This window comes from Humidesulfovibrio mexicanus (genome assembly GCF_900188225.1).
Taxonomy (GTDB): Bacteria; Desulfobacterota; Desulfovibrionia; order Desulfovibrionales; family Desulfovibrionaceae; genus Humidesulfovibrio; species Humidesulfovibrio mexicanus.
Window position 1 is genome coordinate 1 of record NZ_FZOC01000011.1, and the last position, 16253, is coordinate 16253.

A 16253-nucleotide genomic window follows, 5' to 3' on the forward strand; every position below is an offset into this window, starting at 1 on the left:
CGGTTGGTTGACCGTGTCAGGCCGGTTCAGGTGGCATGAGGATTTGACACGGCAAAGATGAAGGGGCTTGCCTTTGCGGAGGCAAGCCCCTTCATCTGGACAGCGGGGCGGTTCCATAAGCACAAGTAGATGGGGCCCGCGTTATGATTGTTCTCCTTGGCCATTCAAGCGAGGAGGCATGCGAACGCCTTTGAGCCAAAAGGACAACAGACCGCCCAAGAGGAGGCAGATGTCTGCGGACAAGTACATTTTGAAGCTCCGCACGACCCAATACATGGGGAATTCCGTTGGCGTTCCGGCCACCCAAGCGGCCTGAAGCCACTGCATCACAAGAAAGAGCCACAGCAGGACTGTGACTGTAAGGGCAGCAGTTCCTGCGCGTCGTTTCAGGATTGAAATTCGCGCTCCACCTTGATCCCCCCTCCGCCAGAGCAGCCAAAACAGGCAAAGACATGCTGGGCCGGCTAGAAAGGCAAAGCCTTCGAGCGCTTTCGGGAGTTGGCGCGCGGCATCCGGTGGCCAAGTTGTTATGGTCCAGAGCCATGAGTGGACCAGCGCTTTGACCAGCAGGGTTACCCCCAATACCACTAACGGCAACCATCGTTTCATCGTGTTCACCCTGTTGGACGGCCTCATCTGCTACTCCTGGTCTGTGCGGCAGTAGTCAAGGACGTCTCGTGCCTGCTCGTGGCAATCGTTCGCGCCAGGCACCCATATCCCGGAAGGGGTGCCGGGCTTGATCAGCTTGTTGACGCAATTTTCATCAACGTTTGGTACGGGCCAGCATTCAGCGTTTGGCGCCTTGGATTGCCCTGTATGGTCAGTCCACTCCGTATCGACGAATAACCCGCCAGAATCGCCATTGCGCCCGGGGACACCTCTCCCGACTTCTCCCTGGCCGGATTCATATGTGTCTGTCTTGAGCCAATGGTGCGGAATTCCCGTCCACTGAAATCCAGGGATTTCGTTTGGGCGCTCGCAGAACTGCACCTCCAGCCCCCACGCATCCACCCGGTTCACCGGATCATCGACGCAGTAGCCGTACCAGTCGCTGTCGCCGCCCTTTGCGCCCATGGGGTCAAGGGCGGTGAAGCGGCCGGTGTCGGCGTCGTAGTCGCGCCAGACGAAGCGCGTCAGGCCGGTGTCGGCGTCAAAGAGCCCGCCTGCGAAGCCGATGGGCAGGCGCACCACATCGCCCCGGACCTGCAACAGGTTGCCGAAGCTGTCGTATTGCATCGTCTGTACAACATGGCCATCTGTTGTGGCAAGGGCCAGGGGCGTGCCGACCTGATCGCAGAGCAGCAGGTACGAGTCGTCGCCGTTCGTCACGCCAACGGGCGTGCGGCCCTCATGGTACGCCAGCCTCCACCACTCGCGTCCGTCATGGAATTCCGTGAGCCGCAGCGGGTCCAGCCACTGGTAGGCCTCGACGACCCGCCCGTTTACACGCTTCTGCGTCCGCTGGCCCTTGGTGTCGTAAGCGTAGTCGATACGCCGCCCATCCGGCAGGTCCACGCGCAGCAACAGGCCCGAGGGTTCGTACAGGTAGCGCGTCTCCTCGTCGCCAACCATCCGCAGATTCCTGAAGCCCGCGCGATCGTGGCCGTATTGAACGGTTCCGGTCTGCCCCAACCGGTTGCCCAGGCTGTAGCTGTAGCGCCGCTCGCCGCGGAAACGTTGCGGGTTGATGTCGGCAAGGCGACGGCCCTCGCCGTCGTACTGGTAGGACTCCAGCAGGCCGCCGGAGCCATCGGTGACGCGGGCGAGGCGACCTGCGGAATCGTAGGCATAGCGCCGGATTTCGGACTCGCCCCCGAGGTTCAGGGTGCGTTCTGCGATGCGGCCGCGTTCATCGCGCCGCACTGAAATAGAAGGGGAGGACATGGCTGCTCCTTGCGTTTGCGCGCCAGGCAAGATGCCCGGCACAAATTACGCAAGCATAGCATGGGGTTTGGGGGGTGGACAAAAATACCCCGTTTTTGGCCGGTAAAAGGACAAAAATAGCGGGTTGACAGGGTTTGAGGGGAGCGCGTGGAGTAGCACAACTCCGGCCCGTGTTCTCAAATCGTATGCCCGGAATTCTCAGCTTGAATGCGCGGTTGCATGGGCCGGTCAGTGCCGAATCGCGCGCAGTTGTTCACGACTGTTTCACCCCGCCCACAAAATGTAGTGCAAAGATGTAGTGCAGCAAAGAAAAAGGGTTTGCGAATCGCTTCGCAAACCCTTGATTTCTCTGGTGGAGCTGGAGGGAATTGAACCCACGGCCTCTTGAATGCCATTCAAGCGCTCTCCCAACTGAGCTACAGCCCCACGGCGTTGGGAAGCACTGTCTAGCCAAAGGCGCGGCCGGTTGTCAACCGAAATTTCTATCCTTCGGCACGTGAATTCTCCTGCTCACCATGTTGCAAATGACGGAGAAGACGCATAATTCACAAGACAGTATGCAAAGCCTGAAAAAAGCCCAGATTTGCCGCATCACCACCACTCCAGGAGGACAGTCCATGCCGATGCACAAAGCGCCTTCACTTTCGAAGCTTGCCTGGCAGCTTGCTTGTGCCCTGGTTTTGACAACGGCCCTTGCCGCCCAGGCCCTGGCCTGCACCACCACCATTGTTGGCAAGAAGGCCTCGGCCGACGGCTCGGTCATGGTCTCCCACTCCGACGACGGCCTAAACGACGCCCGCCTGGTCTACGTGCCCGCCAAGGACCACGCGCCGGGCTCCATGCGACCGGTGTACTACTCGCACTGCTCGCTGGACTTCAAGCCCCAGTGGGGCGGCACGGTGAGCCACCGCATCGTGGACGGCGGCCGCGCCCCGGCCTACGCAACCGGCCCCCGGCCCGGCATGTCCGGCGACCCCAGGAGCGTTCCCCTGGGCTTCATCCCCCAGGTGGCCCACACCTACGCGTATTTCGACGCCAACTACGGCATCATGAACGAGCACCAGCTGTCCATCGGCGAGTGCACGGACAAGGCCAAGGTGGACGCCGAGCCCGAACCGGGCAAGCGCATCTTCTACTCGGCCGAGCTTTCCCGCGTGGCGCTGGAGCGCTGCAAGACCGCCCGCGAGGCGGTGAAGCTCATGGGCGAGCTCATCGAGAAGTACGGCTACTACGGCACGGGCGAAACCCTGCTTGTGGCCGATCCCAACGAAGGCTGGGTGATGGAGATGTGCGCCTACGACAAGGACGGCACCTCCGGCGTGTGGGTGGCGCAGCGCGTGCCCGACGACCAGTTCTTTGTTGCCGCCAACCAGTTCCGCATTCGCGACGTACGCAAAGGCGCGAGCGACATGATGTTTTCGGCCAACATCTTCAAGGTCGCCCAGGAAAAGGGCTGGTGGAAGCCCGCCGATGGCCCGCTGGACTGGACCAAGGTGTACGGCGACGGCGAGTACCATCACCCGTACTACTCCCTGCGCCGCGTGTGGCGCGCCCAGTCCCTGGTGGCTCCCTCCCGCAAGCTCTCCCCCTGGGCGGAGGACGCCTTCACCCGCAGCTACCCCTTCAGCATCAAGCCCGACCAGAAGCTTGACGTGAAAGACATCTTCGCCATTCACCGCGACAACTACGAAGGAACGGAGTTCGACCTGACCAAGGGCCTGGCCGCCGGTCCCTTCGGCGACCCCGGCCGCTTCGAGGGCGGAGCCGAAGGCCTGGCCAACAAGGAGGGCCAGCTCTCCGACGTGAAGGGCGAGTTCGAGCGCCCGCTGAACATCTACCGCTGCGTATACGCCTACGTGAACCAGTCGCGCTCCTGGCTGCCCGCCGCCATCGGCGGCGTCACATGGTTCGGCCCGGACCGCCCGGCCACGGCGGTGCTCATGCCCTTCTACGCCGGGGCCCTGGACCTGCCCCGCGCCATCCAGACCAGCGACATCCTGAAGCTGGACCGCGGCAGCATGTGGACGGCCTTCAACTACGTGGCCAACCAGGCCCAGATCAAATACCAGTATATGATCAAGGACATTCGCACCCTGCGCGACAAGCACGAGGCGCGCTTCTTCGGCACCCAGAAGGCCATTGAGGAGACAGCGCTCTCGCTGTGGAAGAAGGGCGATCAGAACGCCGCGCGGCTGCTGCTCACCGAGCGCTCCAACCTCTTCGCCGCCAACGTGCTGGCCGACTGGTGGGAGCTCTCCGAACAGCTCTACATCCGCTACAACGACGGCTACTTCAACACTCCGGACAACATCGCCCAGCCCGTGTTCTACCCCGCGTGGTGGCTCAAGCAGGTGGGCTACGAGCAAGGCCCCACCACCTACGCCAAGCCGGTCAAGAAGTAACCGGCAGACCCAAAACACCGACACAGGGCCGGGGGAGCGATTCCCCGGCCCTTTTGCTGTGCCCGTCCCCAATATTCATCAAGAGACATCGCGGCCGCCCCTGGACACGATACATATTATACGATATCAACTGGCATTACCCCGCGTCTTTCGACGCGGACAAGCTCCAACAAGGAGAACAGCCATGACGCGCAATGTGGTCATCGCCATCAACGGCGGGATGGTCGGCATCGACTTTTTGGCAGGCAGCCTCAGGGGATTCTTCCTTGGAGTCGGCCCAAACGCGGGTCTCACTGTCCGAGAGGCCATGCCAGGGCGTCTCGTGGCCGGAGACTGCAACCACGACTGGTTCCAGGCCGAAGTGGACGAGGCCGAGGGCGCAACGCCGCTCAGCGTACGCATCACGACCCCTGCCGACGCCTGGTGCAACTTCGCCCCGCTGGGGCTGCCCGGCTACCACATCGACCCCGGCAAGATTGTGGTGCTTACCTACGCCCGCAAGGAAGACGGCTGCCTGGAAATGCAGACCCAAGGGCTCTAAGCCTGCACGAAACCGGGACGCCTCTCGATCTTCGCTAAAGGGGCGGCCTCACGGCGTGCGCTCCCCTCCAGCGGGGGACAGCGCCCTGTCCGGGCGGGACTACCGCCCGGCTGCGCGCACGCGCTTCTGGTGAATGTCGTAGCTCAGGCTGTAGGCGATGGCGTAGGCGCGAACGTTGCGCACGTAGGCCACGGTGGCCTGCAAACCGCTCTGCAGGGCCGCGCGCTCCACGCTGCCGAACCAGACGTTGGGGTCCAGGCCCTGGACGCGGGCCTGCTGCCGCAGCCTGCGGATGCGCGCAGGACCGGCGTTGTAGGAGGCCAGGGCGAAGTAGAAGCGCTGTTCCTCGTCCAGCCCGTCGGGCCCGATCTCCTGGTCGCGCAGGTGGCCCATGTAGCGCGTGCCCGCGTGGATGTTCTCTGGCGCGGGGCGAATGTCGCGGAAGCCCAGAGCAGCGCCCGTGCTGGGCAACACCTGCATCACGCCCACGGCCCCCATGTGGCTGCGGACGCTGTTGTCCAGGCCGGACTCCTGGAAGCCCTGGGCCATCAGGTGCAGCCAGTCGAAGCCGTACTCCTCGCTGCGGCGCTTGAACTCCGGCACGTATTGCGCCGTCTTGGGGGACAGGAAGGGATTCTGGATCCACCGCATCCCGGCCTGGGACGCCGGAAAATTCTTGTGGAACAGGGCGGTCTGCCGCTTGGCGCTCTGGCGCAAAGCCGTGTTGGCTGCGGCCAGAAGCAGGGGGTTGTCCTTGCGCACCGCCCAGGCGATGCGCCCGCCGTGGGTGGCCTGGGCCTGGGGGAACACGGCCAGCCCCGGCAGCACTCCGGCCCAAAGCCGGGCCACGTGCTCGTCGGCCAGCACGTTGTCCACCAGCCCGGCGGAAAGCATCTCCAGCAAATTTTCAACGTCAAGGACGTGGTCGGCCTCCACCACGGTCATGGGGGGCAGGCCCCGGCGCTCGAAATCCCGGCCGAGCATGGCCAAGTGTTCGGCGTGGCTGCTGCCCGCCGCCACGTGCAGCACGCGCCCGGAGAGGTCGTAGCGGCTCTTGACCGGCGGGGTGTCGGTCCGGGTGACCAGCACATCGCGCACGTCGCGGAAACAGGGCTCGGTGAAGGCCACCAGCTGCTCGCGCGCCGGAGTGATGGTGAGCCCGGCGGCGGCGATGTCGCCCCGGCCCTCCAGAAGGGCCGGAATGAGCTCGTCCAGCAACACGGGCACGAACAGCACGGAGACCTTTGGCTCGCCCTTCTTCCTCCCCTTGTTCAGGCTCTTTTCCAGCAGCAGGGTCAGGTCGTGCTCCAGCCCCTGGAAGCTGCCGTCCGGGGCCATGTAGAAATTGGTGCGGCTGGGCGTCACCAGCACGCGCACCTGCCCGCGCCGAAGCATCTCCGGCAGGTCGGCGGTGGAGGCGTGCAGGAACTGGACGGCCTGGGGAGCCTGGTCTTGCGCCCGTGCGACTTCTAGCGGCGGGCAAAGCGCCAGCACAGCAAGCAGCGCCAAGACCGGAAGGCAAAAAGCCGGGGAACGGCGTCCAAAGGCGCGAAAACGGCAGGGGGCGTCCATGAGTCGTTGATAGCAAATTGCCCCAAAAAGCCAAGCCCTTTGGCCACCATCCGGCCAGAGCGCGTTGACAGGGGGCCGCACATGGGGCACTGCTCCCAAAGGGCGCTCTTCTCGTCGGCCCGCAACCAGCCAAGGATTCTTTGTGCCCGCACCCCTCCCCGACGCATCCGCGCCCTGCCCCTCCCGGACGGTCCACGCCCTCCAGGCCGCCCTGCCGCTGGCCTGCCTCGCCGCGGTGTTCCTGCTGGAACTTGCGCACGGCGTGTTCGTTCGGGCCGACGCCTTCCAGGCCTACTCCATGTTCAGCACCACCCTGGGCAACCTGCTGGCCGCGCGCGAGTTCCCCCAGTGGCTGCCGCTGGCCGCCTACGGAAGCCCGGCAGAGCCTTACATGCTGACCTTTCTTGGCCCGCTGCACCTGCTGGTCCTGCTGGCCGGGGCGGCCCTGAACCTCACGGACGCCTGGACCCTGTTCCTGCTGGCGACCTTTGCGGAGTCCGCCGTGCTGGTGCTCGGCTCGCAGCTGCTGGCGCGCGATCTCTACAAGTCCGGCTGGACGGCGGCTGCCGTGGCCTGCTGGGTGGCTGTGTCGGTGTACTGGTGCACGCAGATATTCTGGGCGCACCGGGTGCTGGTGTACGTGCCGCTGATGCTGCTCTTCGCCCTGCGGCTGCACCGCACCGGAGACCCGCGCCAGCTGCTGCGCTGCGCCCTGGCAGCGCTGCTGGCCCTGCCCGGCGGGCTGGCCTACATGGCCCCCATGTACGCCCTGCTGGGCTGCGTGCTGCTTGTGGCCCTGCGCGTGTTCGACCGCGCCTCGGGCGCGCCCCTGCGGCTGGAGCGCCCCGGCCCGGCGCTCATGGCCGAACTGGCCCTGGTGGCGGGCTTCGGCGCGCTGTACTTCTTGCTGCTCGGCGGCGCCTTCGAGGGCCTGGGCTTCGCCTCACCCGACCGCGACGCGGCCACCGGCGCGGCCAGCCTGGACGTGTTCCTGCGTTACGGCGGCTCCGCGCTGCACACCCTGCCGGAGCTTGTCACCGGCACCTGGCGCGCGCACATCGAGTACCTCTTCTACCTGGGCGCCCCGGGCGTCGGCCTGCTGGCGTACGCCCTGTGGCGCGAGCGCTCCAGCGCGTTCCTGGCCCTGGGCGTCCTTTCCGCGGTGCTGCTGCTGCTGGCCCTGGGGCCGCACGGGGGCATCGGCTACGCGGCGTACTGGTTCCCCGGCATGAACCGCTTCCGGCACCTGTCCTTCCTGCTGCCGGTCTTGCGCCTGCTGCTCTTTTTCCTGGTCGGATACGGCCTGGACAGGCTGCTTGGGGCGGACCGGGACGAACGCCAGCGCGCCTTCGCCTGCCTCATGCTGGCCGGGGTGGTCATCCTGGCCCTCAAGCGGGTGCCCCCGTTTTCCATCACCGCGCCAGGCCTGGGCCGCTACGCACCGGAATTCGGCGTGACCCTGCTCCTGATTGCGCGCCTTGGCGTGGGCCTGGCCGGACGCCTGGCCACGGCAAGGCAACAGGCGCTTGGCCTGGCCCTGGGCCTGGGCGTTGCCCTGGCCGCCCTGCTGGACCTGGGCTGGGCGCAACACTTTCTGCTGCGCGACACCTACTCCCACTTTTCCAAGGCCGAGGTGCGCGACGTAGGCGGGGTGGACGCCACCCGGGCACGCCCGCCGCTGTTCTTCGCCGCCCGCCCGGCCAACCTGGAGGGCAACCCCAACGCGCGGGCCATGGTGGCCTTCGCCCTGCGCCAGCCGGTGAACAACTTCACCCTGCTGCAAATGGCCGGGGCGGACCCGGCCGCGCCCCTGTTCCGCATCGACTACGCCACTGCGGGCGTGCTCGCGCTGCTTGAACGCGCCGCGCCCGGCGCCCTGGCCCTGTCCAACGGACAACGCGACCCGCAGCTGTTCCTGCACGCCTACCATTGGCGCGAAGCCCTGGCAAAGGACTGGTTCCGGCAAGCCGTGGGCTGCACGGCCAAGCTGACGGTCGAGGGGGCCGACGGCTCCCGGCGTGACGCCTCCGGCGAAATCACCCACTTTTCCGCCAACCGGCTGGCCCTTGCCGTGGACGCCGGGGGCGCGGGCGGTGCCCTCTACTATGCCGACGCCTTCCACCCCGGCTGGCGCGCGCTGGTGGATGGCCGCCCCACGCCGGTGGTTCTTGCGCGGGAGGCTTTCAAGGCCGTACCCCTTGCGCCGGGCAGACATTTGGTGGAGCTCTCCTTCTTCGACCCTGGTCGCGAATGGGCCAGACGCGGCCTGGCGCTTCTGGGGGCCATGGGCCTGGCCCACCTGCTGGCCTGCGCCCTGGCCCGGAGCGTACCGAACAGGGCCGAGGCCAAACGCAAAACGCCGATTCGCGCGTGAAACCTTTCGGCGTCACGGAACGTCTAAACAGAGTCGTTTGCCGTGCCTTTCGGCGCGCAGGTTCACAGGCCCAAGCCAGCGCCGCGGGCCGACAGGACGGAACGCATCCCCTGAACCCCGGGGCTGGGGAAAACGGGTGGTGGATCACAGCATGAACGAAGTCGTCCGTATCGAAAACATCACCAGAACCTACCGCATGGGCGAAGAAACCGTCCATGCCCTGCGCGGGGTGTCCCTCACCGTCCGCCAGGGCGAGTTCGTGGCCATCATGGGCTCCAGCGGTTCGGGCAAGAGCACCTGTATGCACATTCTGGGCTGCCTGGACCGGCCCAGTTCCGGAAGCTACGCACTGGACGGCGTGGCCGTGGAGAACATGGGCAAGGACGAGCTGGCGGAAATACGCAACAAGAAGCTGGGGTTCGTGTTCCAGGGCTTCAACCTGCTTTCGCGCACCAGCGCGCTGGAAAACGTGGAGCTTCCGCTGGTCTATGGCCGCATTGACGCCGCCGAACGCAGGCGGCGCGCCCTGGCCGCCCTGGAGATGGTCGGGCTCGCCGGCCGCTCCGGGCACCTCTCGAACCAGCTCTCCGGCGGCCAGCAGCAGCGCGTGGCCATCGCCCGCGCCCTGGCCGGAGATCCGGCGCTCATTCTGGCCGACGAGCCCACCGGCAACCTCGACTCCCGCATGAGCGAGGAGATCATGGACATATTCAAGCGGCTGAACAGCCAGGGCAAGACCATCATCATGGTCACCCACGAGCCGGACATCGCCGCCCATGCGGGCAGGCAGGTGACCTTCCGCGACGGGCTCATCATCTCCGATTCCGCCAGCGCGAACTGCGCCAGCGCGGAAGGGATCGGGGCAGACGGCGCGCCCACGGCGCGGGAGGCCTAGCATGGACATCCTCCTGCCCTTGCGCATCGCCGCACGCGCCCTGCGGGTGAACCTCATGCGCTCGTTTCTGACCATGCTGGGCATCATGATCGGCATCGGCGCGGTCATCGTCATGGTGGCCGTGGGCACGGGCGCGACCAAGCAAATTTCCGAACAGATCGCCACCATGGGCTCGAACCTGCTCATCATTCTGCCCGGCAGCACCACCAGCGGCGGCGTGAACTCGGGCATGGGCTCGCAGCCCACCCTCACCTTCGACGACGTGAAGGCCATCCGGGTCGAGTGCCCGTCGGTGCTGCGCGCGGCCCCGGAGCAGCGCGGCACGGCCCAACTGGTGGCCGGGAACATGAACTGGTCCACGGACATCAGCGGCACCACGCCGGACTTCCTGCTCATCCGCGACTGGAAGGTGGCTTCCGGCCGGGAACTCACCGAAGCGGACGTGGACACGGCCCAGAAGGTCTGCCTCATAGGCCAGACCGTGGCCCAGAACCTTTTCGGCGACGAGGATCCCGTGGGCAAGCCGGTGCGCATCAGCGGCGTGCCCTTCACCGTGGTTGGCCTGCTGGGGGCCAAGGGCCGCAGCGCCCAGGGCACCGACCAGGACGACAAGGTCTTCATGCCCCTCACCACCGCGCAGAGAAAGATCATCGGCAACGCCTTCCCCGGCACCGTGGGCCCCACCCTGGTACAGGCCGTAAGCGAGGACAGGATCTCCCAGGCCGAGGAGGAGATCCTCGCCCTGCTGGACCAGCGCCACCGCGTGGGCCCCACCAAGGAACGCGACTACACCGTGCGCAACCTTTCGGAAATTCTCGCCGTATCCCAGCAGTCCGCCAAGACCATGAGCCTGCTTTTGGGCGCGGTGGCCTCCATCTCCCTGGTGGTGGGCGGCATCGGCATCATGAACATCATGCTGGTCAGCGTCACCGAACGCACACGCGAAATCGGCATCCGCGTGGCCATCGGCGCAAAAGAGCGCGACATCCTGCTCCAGTTCCTGGCCGAAGCCGTGCTGCTCACCCTGCTGGGCGGCATCATCGGCATCGGCATCGGCGTGGCCGGGGCCTTCGCCATCTCCGGTCTGCTCGGCTGGCCCACGCTCATCTCCGGCACGGCCATCGGGCTCGCCGTGGCGTTCTCCAGCGCCATCGGCATCTTCTTCGGCTATTATCCCGCGCGCAAGGCCGCCGGACTGAACCCCATAGACGCCCTGCGCTACGAGTGACGCCGCGCGTCGACAACGCGGGCGGGAGCTCTTTTCCGCAGCCCCCGCCCGCAGTTTCCACCACCATAGGGGACGACCGCCTGTGACGGACCATCCACACCCCACACAGCCCCCGGAAAGACCGCGCCACCCTTCAAGCCATGACGCAGGCACCTCGGCCGCCGTCTTCGCCGCTCTGGCCCTCAAGCCGGGCGATGTTTTCCTGGACATCGGCTGCGGGCTTGGAGACCACGCTCTGGTGGCCGCGCGCATCGTCGGCCAGGAAGGACGCGTCCACGCTCTTGACGCGGACGCCCGCTGCATCCGCTATCTGGCCGCACAGGCCCAGTTCGAGGCCCTGCCCCAAGTGGACGCGATCGAGGCGGACATCACCCGCACGCTGCCCCTGCCGGACGGCTCGGCCGCGGCCTGCCTTCTGGCCGCAGTGCTGCACATGCCGCGCGTAGCACATGCCTTGCCCGCAGTGTTTTCGGAACTCTTCCGGACCCTCGGCGAAAACGGCAGGGTCTGCGCGCTGGAATGCGGAACATTTCCGTTGTGCGGCCCGCCGCTGCCTCCGGACCTGGCCGGAGGCCGGATCATGGCGGCGGCGCGCTCCAGCGGCTTCCACCTCAGCAGTGTCGCCATGCTGGGCTACCACTACCTGATGACGTTCCAGAAAGCCCACCCGTAAACAGCGCCACGCGCTTTCGGCTCCAGACGCGCCGCCTGTCTCCCCCGCCCGTCGGCAGGAGGCAGCGAAAGGCCTGAGCCCGCCAGTCGCGCAAGACTGCGGCGCACGGCCGCGGCACTGTTCGCACTGCCCCACCTTCGCGCCCTGCATCAGTTGACAACACCTGGAAATTCCGGTTCAGCTATGTAATACGTAAGTACAAGGTGTTTCATGCCATGATGCTGTACGCGCCAGAGATGCTGAAAGGGCAAGGGCGGCAATACGCCACCTTTCTTTTTTTGTCCTTGGCAGTGGTGGCGGCCTGTCTGGTCGCCTACCCGCAGGTGCGCCGCGCGCCGTTGCTGGTGGCCGCTTCCGAACGCCTCCTGGCCGAAGGGAAGACCGCCGAGGCTCTGACGGCCCTGCGCGAGGCAATGCAACTCGGCCCTGTTCCCCTCACCAGGGCGGACGCCATGCTGGATGCCGCCCTCAAGGTCGGGGACGCCGACATTTCCGGCACGCTCGCCCTGCTGCTGATGGATGCGGGCCGAACCGTGGATTCCGGACTTGCCGGGCGAGCCGCCGGACTGCTGGACGCCAAGGGCGCCCCGGACGCGGCCCTCGCCCTGTTGGAAAAACGCCGGGGCATGGGGCCGCTCAACACACCCGAAGCCCTGCACCTGGGCGATTTGCTGCGCCGCGCGGGCCGTTTCGAGGCCGCGCTCTCCACCTACGACGATGTGTTGAGAAACCATCCCGGCGAAACGGCCGCCCAGGCGGACCGCGCCGAGACATACCTGTGGATGGGGCGGCCCGCCGAGGCGGAACACGCCGCGCGGGAGATGCTCGCGCGGGAGCCGGGCTCCCGCGCCGGGCAGCTGGTGCTGGCGCGCGCGCTGGCCTCGGCAGGCAAAACAAAGGCGGCCATCGCCGCGTACAAGAAACTCCTGGGGGACGCCCTGTGAGACTGCTTCCCTCGCGTCTTCTCGTTCTTGCCCTTGCGCTGCTGCCCCTTTGCGGAACAAGCGCGCTGTCCCAGCCCTCCGCCCCTGCGGCCGCGGTTGCGCCTTCCCCGCCGCGCGACGACGTGGCCGACTGGCTGGCGCGGCTGGAGTTGGCCAAGCTTCTTACCGAAAGCGGCCGCCACGCGGAGGCCGCCGAAGAGTTCCGCAAGGTGCTCAGGGACAGACCCGGCGAGACGCAGGCCCGCATCGGTTTGGCCCGCGCCCTGTTCTGGAGCGGCAAGCGCGACGAGGCCGCGGCCGAACTGGCCAAAGCGCCCCCCGCAGCGCTTAGCGCGGAGGACAGGCTGCTCCAGGCGGAGATCCATCTGGCGGCTGGTCGGCATGAGCAGGCCATCGATGCGCTCATCGCCTATCTTGCGTTGCGTCCAGCCGACCTGAAGGCCCGGCTCAAGCTCGCAGACGCGCTTTCCTGGCGCAAGCGCCTGGACGAATCCCTGGCCGAGTACGAGAAAATCCTTTCCGCCACGCCGGACGACCGGCAGGTGCGCCGCCGCTACGCCCGCGTGCTCACCTGGGCGGGCCGCAACGACGACGCCATCCGCGAGCTGAGGATAAGCCTTGGGCGGTAGGCGCGCCATAGCCGTCCAGGCCGGGGCAGTCTTGCTCTCCCTGTTGCTTTTTCCTTCCCCGGCCTGCCCGGCCCCGCGCAGCATCGTGCCCGAAACGGAGCGCATCTCCGACATCGAGGCCAGGCGCGAGCTGGCCCGGCTGCTTTCCCTGTCCGAATCCGGACGGGCCGAGGCCTTGGACATGCTGACCGGCCAACTTTCGCTGTCGCCCTGGGACGACGAAACCCGCCTCGCCCTGGTCGAGGTCTTGGCCCGCTCCGGCCGAGTGGCCGAGGCCGAGACGGCCCTGCACAACCTCCCAGCAAAAACCCTGGCCCAGCCGGAAATCCAGGAGCGCATCGGGACGGCCTGGTTCGCCGCCGGACGCATGGACCGCGCCGCGGAGCATTTCCGCAGGGCGCACGAGGGCGGCCGCCCGGTGCTGCGTATGCTGGCCAAGGCCCTGGCCTGGAGCGGGGACTCCAGCCAGGCCCGCCCCCTGCTGGAGACGCTCGCCGCCGAAAATCCTGCGGACCGGGAAATCGCCGTGTTGCTGGTGCGCCTGCGCCTGGCCGATGGCGATGCCACGGGGGCGCGCGAACTGGCGGACCGGCTGGTGGGCTCCGCGCCCGGCGACCCTCTGGCCCTGGCCGAACTTGCCGATGTGGAAACGGCCCTGGGGCACGCCGCAAGCGCGCGCCTTCTGTATGCCAAAGCCGTGGCCCAGGCCGCCACGACGGCGGACAAGGCCCGGCTGGCCGAACGGCAGACCCAGGCGGGCAAGACATGGGGGGCCTTTGGCAAGGCCGTCGTATTCTGGCGCAAACGGGCGGCCCAGGGAGACGCCGCCGCCCGGCTGCCTCTGGCCCTGGCCTATGTGGCCGCCCAGCGCGAGGCAGAAGCCGAGGGCGAGCTGCGCGGAATGCTGCTGAACGCCCCGGACTCCCCCGACGGCAGGGCCGCCCGGCTGGCTCTGGCGCGGCTCAAAGTGAACGGAGAGGCTTTTGCCGAGGCTTTGGAGGTCTTGCACCCGCTGCTGCCGGGCAACGCCCCCGGCGACCAGCCCCCGGCCCAGGCGCATGAGGCTGTTGCCCTGGCCGCGCGGGCGCACTGGCGGCGGGGAGACCCGCAAACCAGTCTGGCGCTGCTGGCCACGCTTCCGGCCGATGCCGAGCCCGGCCTGCGGGTTCGGCTTTTGCGGGCTTCCGGCCGAAATGCCGAGGCGCGGAGCGTTCTGGCCCGGGCCCGCGCACACCACCCGCGCGACCCCGAGATTTCCTTCCTGGCGCTTGGCGACAAGGCGGCTTCGCGGTCGCAGCTCGACGCGCTGACGGTGCCGGGCGCCCATAGCCCTGCGGAGCTTGTCGCCTGGTCGCAGCTGTACGCCGCGCAGGGGTGGCGCGACGCGGCCATCCACTGCCAGCGCGCGGCCCTGGCCGCTGACACGGACCATTTCCCCGCGCGCATGGCCCTTGCCGAAACCCTGGCCGCTTCCCAGCGGTACCCGGAAGCCTTGACGGAACTGGACGCCCTGGCCACGGAATTTCCGGACTCCTCCAAGGTGCTGCTCACACGGGCCAGGGTGCTCTCCTGGGACCGTCGCTATGCCGATGCCCAGGCGGCCTATGCCGCACTCTCCCAGGCCGATCCCGGAGACCCCGTGCCCCTGCGCGAGGCCGCGCGCGTCCACTTCTGGGCCAAGGAGAGGCCCCAGGCCCTTGACGCCTATGCCCTGCTGCTTTCCCCGCCAGTGGACGCGGCCCTGGCCGCAGACCTGGCCCGGACGGCGGATGCTGCGGGGAGCCAACGCTTGCGCGGTCTGGCCCAAGACATCGCCCAGAGCGCGGAGCAGGGCTCGCAATACCACAAATACGAGGCCCTGCTTCCTGCCGGGGCGCAATCCTCCTCCCTCCCCGAGCCTGGACTGGACGCTGCCCTTGTCCGCAACCTGCCCGCCTACCGCATCCAGAAGGCCGCATCGCTGGAGGCCCGCGCCAAGAACGCTTCCTTCGACAACCGCTTCGCCCGCGCCCTGCCGTTGTACGACAAGCTGCTGGACTTCGAACCCGGCAACCAGGAGGCCCGCTTCGACCAGGCCCAGGCCGCCTGCTCCCTGGGGCTGTGCAGCCGGGAACGCGCGGCGTACGCGCGGCTGCTGGAGATCGACCCCATGCACACCCTTGCGGGAACGGCCCTGGAACGGCTCGACCGGCGCACCGCGCCGTCCCTGGCCCTGCGCCAGAACATCTGGCACGAGGAAGGCAGGGGACGCTTGGCGCGCATTCTGCGCCTGCGCACCGACCTGGGGGTTTCCGCCACGGCGCACGACGACCACCGCTTCAGCCTTACGCAGCATTTGTGGGAAGAGAGCCCGCGCCACGCCAAAACCTACGAGGCCGTGGGGCAGACCCTGGCCTGGCAGGGCGTGTTCACCTCCACCCTGCGTGGCGATGCGGCCTGGACCAACAAACGCTACTCCATGGCCGCGCTGGACAATGTGGATACGGGCCGAATTCGGCTGGAGGTCAGCCTCGACGATGTGGCGCGCGTAGGCTTCGGCTACGAGCGCACGGAGGAGTTGGCCAACGAGTACGCCCTGCGCAAGGCCATCCTCTCCGACACCGTGTTCGCGGACCTGCGCATGAGCCCGTCGCGCGAATGGGACATCGCTGCGGAGGTCCGCGCCAAGAGTTACAGCGACGGCAACACCGGGGACATGCAACGGCTCGCCTTGGGGTATCTCGTCACCGATTTCCCGCGCCAGCTCAAGGCGGAACTTTCCGGTGAGCGGCGCAACACCGACAGGCAAAGCCAGGAGGTGTACGCCGGAGCGGACCTTGTGGACATCCTCCGCCCGTACTGGACCCCGCAGGAGTATACAGCGGCGGCCTTTTCCCTGGAATGGCGGCACGACCTGGCCGACCTGGAGTTCTGCGGCGCGCCGCAACACTGGTATGCCCTGCGGACCACGGTGGGCACGGATTCGGAGAACAATCCCTCGGTGCGCCTGGAAGCGCAATGGCGCTACGAGTTCGCCGGGCATTGGGCCCTGGAGGCCAAAGGGCTGCTCCACCGCTCGCCCAAGTGGGACGCCGACGGCCTGTGGACGGGCCTGGGCTTTGGATTCTAGGG

11 protein-coding genes and 1 tRNA gene are annotated in these 16253 nt (G+C 67.2%); 9 read left to right on the top strand and 3 right to left on the bottom strand.

The features are described from left to right. Positions 1–639: 639 nt before the first annotated feature. Positions 640–1884: an RHS repeat domain-containing protein gene (locus tag CHB73_RS15790; protein ID WP_089275574.1), complete on the bottom strand. Its 1245-nt coding sequence runs from the start codon at positions 1882–1884 to the stop codon at positions 640–642. Positions 1885–2234: 350 nt separating this feature from the next. After that, positions 2235–2310: transfer RNA gene (locus CHB73_RS15795), tRNA-Ala, on the bottom strand. 191 nt (positions 2311–2501) lie between these two features. On the opposite strand from CHB73_RS15795, the gene CHB73_RS15800 reads away from it, so the two are divergent. Together CHB73_RS15800 and CHB73_RS15805 are read left to right on the top strand one after the other, a co-directional pair. After that, on the top strand, positions 2502–4286 hold the full coding sequence (locus CHB73_RS15800) for a dipeptidase (protein WP_235641635.1): 1785 nt from the start codon (positions 2502–2504) through the stop codon (positions 4284–4286). A 184-nt stretch (positions 4287–4470) separates the two neighbouring features. After that, positions 4471–4827, top strand: coding sequence for a hypothetical protein (locus CHB73_RS15805; protein ID WP_089275575.1), 357 nt, complete (start codon positions 4471–4473; stop codon positions 4825–4827). 99 nt (positions 4828–4926) lie between these two features. Here the strand turns inward: CHB73_RS15805 and CHB73_RS15810 are convergent, their stop codons facing one another. Beyond that, the gene (locus CHB73_RS15810; RefSeq protein ID WP_179217094.1) at positions 4927–6336 is read right to left on the bottom strand and encodes an MltF family protein; all 1410 of its coding nucleotides are present in this window, start codon (positions 6334–6336) and stop codon (positions 4927–4929) included. A 205-nt stretch (positions 6337–6541) separates the two neighbouring features. Here CHB73_RS15810 and CHB73_RS15815 point away from each other — a divergent pair, with 205 nt between their 5' ends. The 7 genes from CHB73_RS15815 (at position 6542) to CHB73_RS15840 (ending at position 16251) form a co-directional block, all read left to right on the top strand. Further along, complete coding sequence (locus CHB73_RS15815; protein ID WP_089275577.1) at positions 6542–8773, top strand: hypothetical protein; 2232 nt, start codon at positions 6542–6544, stop codon at positions 8771–8773. A gap of 151 nt (positions 8774–8924) precedes the next feature. Continuing rightward, positions 8925–9668 (top strand): ABC transporter ATP-binding protein, encoded by a 744-nt coding sequence (locus CHB73_RS15820; RefSeq protein WP_089275578.1) that lies wholly within the window; start codon positions 8925–8927, stop codon positions 9666–9668. Between the two features lies 1 nt (position 9669). After that, the gene (locus CHB73_RS15825) at positions 9670–10896 is read left to right on the top strand and encodes an ABC transporter permease (protein ID WP_089275579.1); all 1227 of its coding nucleotides are present in this window, start codon (positions 9670–9672) and stop codon (positions 10894–10896) included. Positions 10897–10978: 82 nt separating this feature from the next. Then, positions 10979–11569 (top strand): methyltransferase domain-containing protein, encoded by a 591-nt coding sequence (locus CHB73_RS15830; RefSeq protein ID WP_089275580.1) that lies wholly within the window; start codon positions 10979–10981, stop codon positions 11567–11569. A 215-nt stretch (positions 11570–11784) separates the two neighbouring features. Next, positions 11785–12513 carry a tetratricopeptide repeat protein gene (locus CHB73_RS16615; RefSeq protein ID WP_143337431.1) on the top strand — a complete coding sequence of 243 codons (729 nt, stop codon included), beginning with the start codon at positions 11785–11787 and terminating at the stop codon, positions 12511–12513. After that, a complete protein-coding gene (locus CHB73_RS16620; RefSeq protein WP_143337433.1) occupies positions 12510–13142 on the top strand; it encodes a tetratricopeptide repeat protein in 633 nt (210 codons plus the stop codon). Before CHB73_RS16615 ends, CHB73_RS16620 begins: the two co-directional genes overlap by 4 nt. After that, positions 13132–16251, top strand: coding sequence for a tetratricopeptide repeat protein (locus tag CHB73_RS15840; protein WP_143337435.1), 3120 nt, complete (start codon positions 13132–13134; stop codon positions 16249–16251). Before CHB73_RS16620 ends, CHB73_RS15840 begins: the two co-directional genes overlap by 11 nt. Positions 16252–16253 lie beyond the last annotated feature (2 nt).

Excerpts from the sequence above, each read along its gene's own strand:
- CHB73_RS15790 (WP_089275574.1), bottom strand. The coding sequence starts at position 1,884 with ATGTCCTCCCCTTCTATTTCAGTGCGGCGCGATGAACGCGGCCGCATC.
- CHB73_RS15800 (WP_235641635.1), top strand. The coding sequence starts at position 2,502 with ATGCCGATGCACAAAGCGCCTTCACTTTCGAAGCTTGCCTGGCAGCTT.
- CHB73_RS15805 (WP_089275575.1), top strand. The coding sequence starts at position 4,471 with ATGACGCGCAATGTGGTCATCGCCATCAACGGCGGGATGGTCGGCATC.
- CHB73_RS15820 (WP_089275578.1), top strand. The coding sequence starts at position 8,925 with ATGAACGAAGTCGTCCGTATCGAAAACATCACCAGAACCTACCGCATG.
- CHB73_RS15825 (WP_089275579.1), top strand. The coding sequence starts at position 9,670 with ATGGACATCCTCCTGCCCTTGCGCATCGCCGCACGCGCCCTGCGGGTG.
- CHB73_RS16615 (WP_143337431.1), top strand. The coding sequence starts at position 11,785 with ATGATGCTGTACGCGCCAGAGATGCTGAAAGGGCAAGGGCGGCAATAC.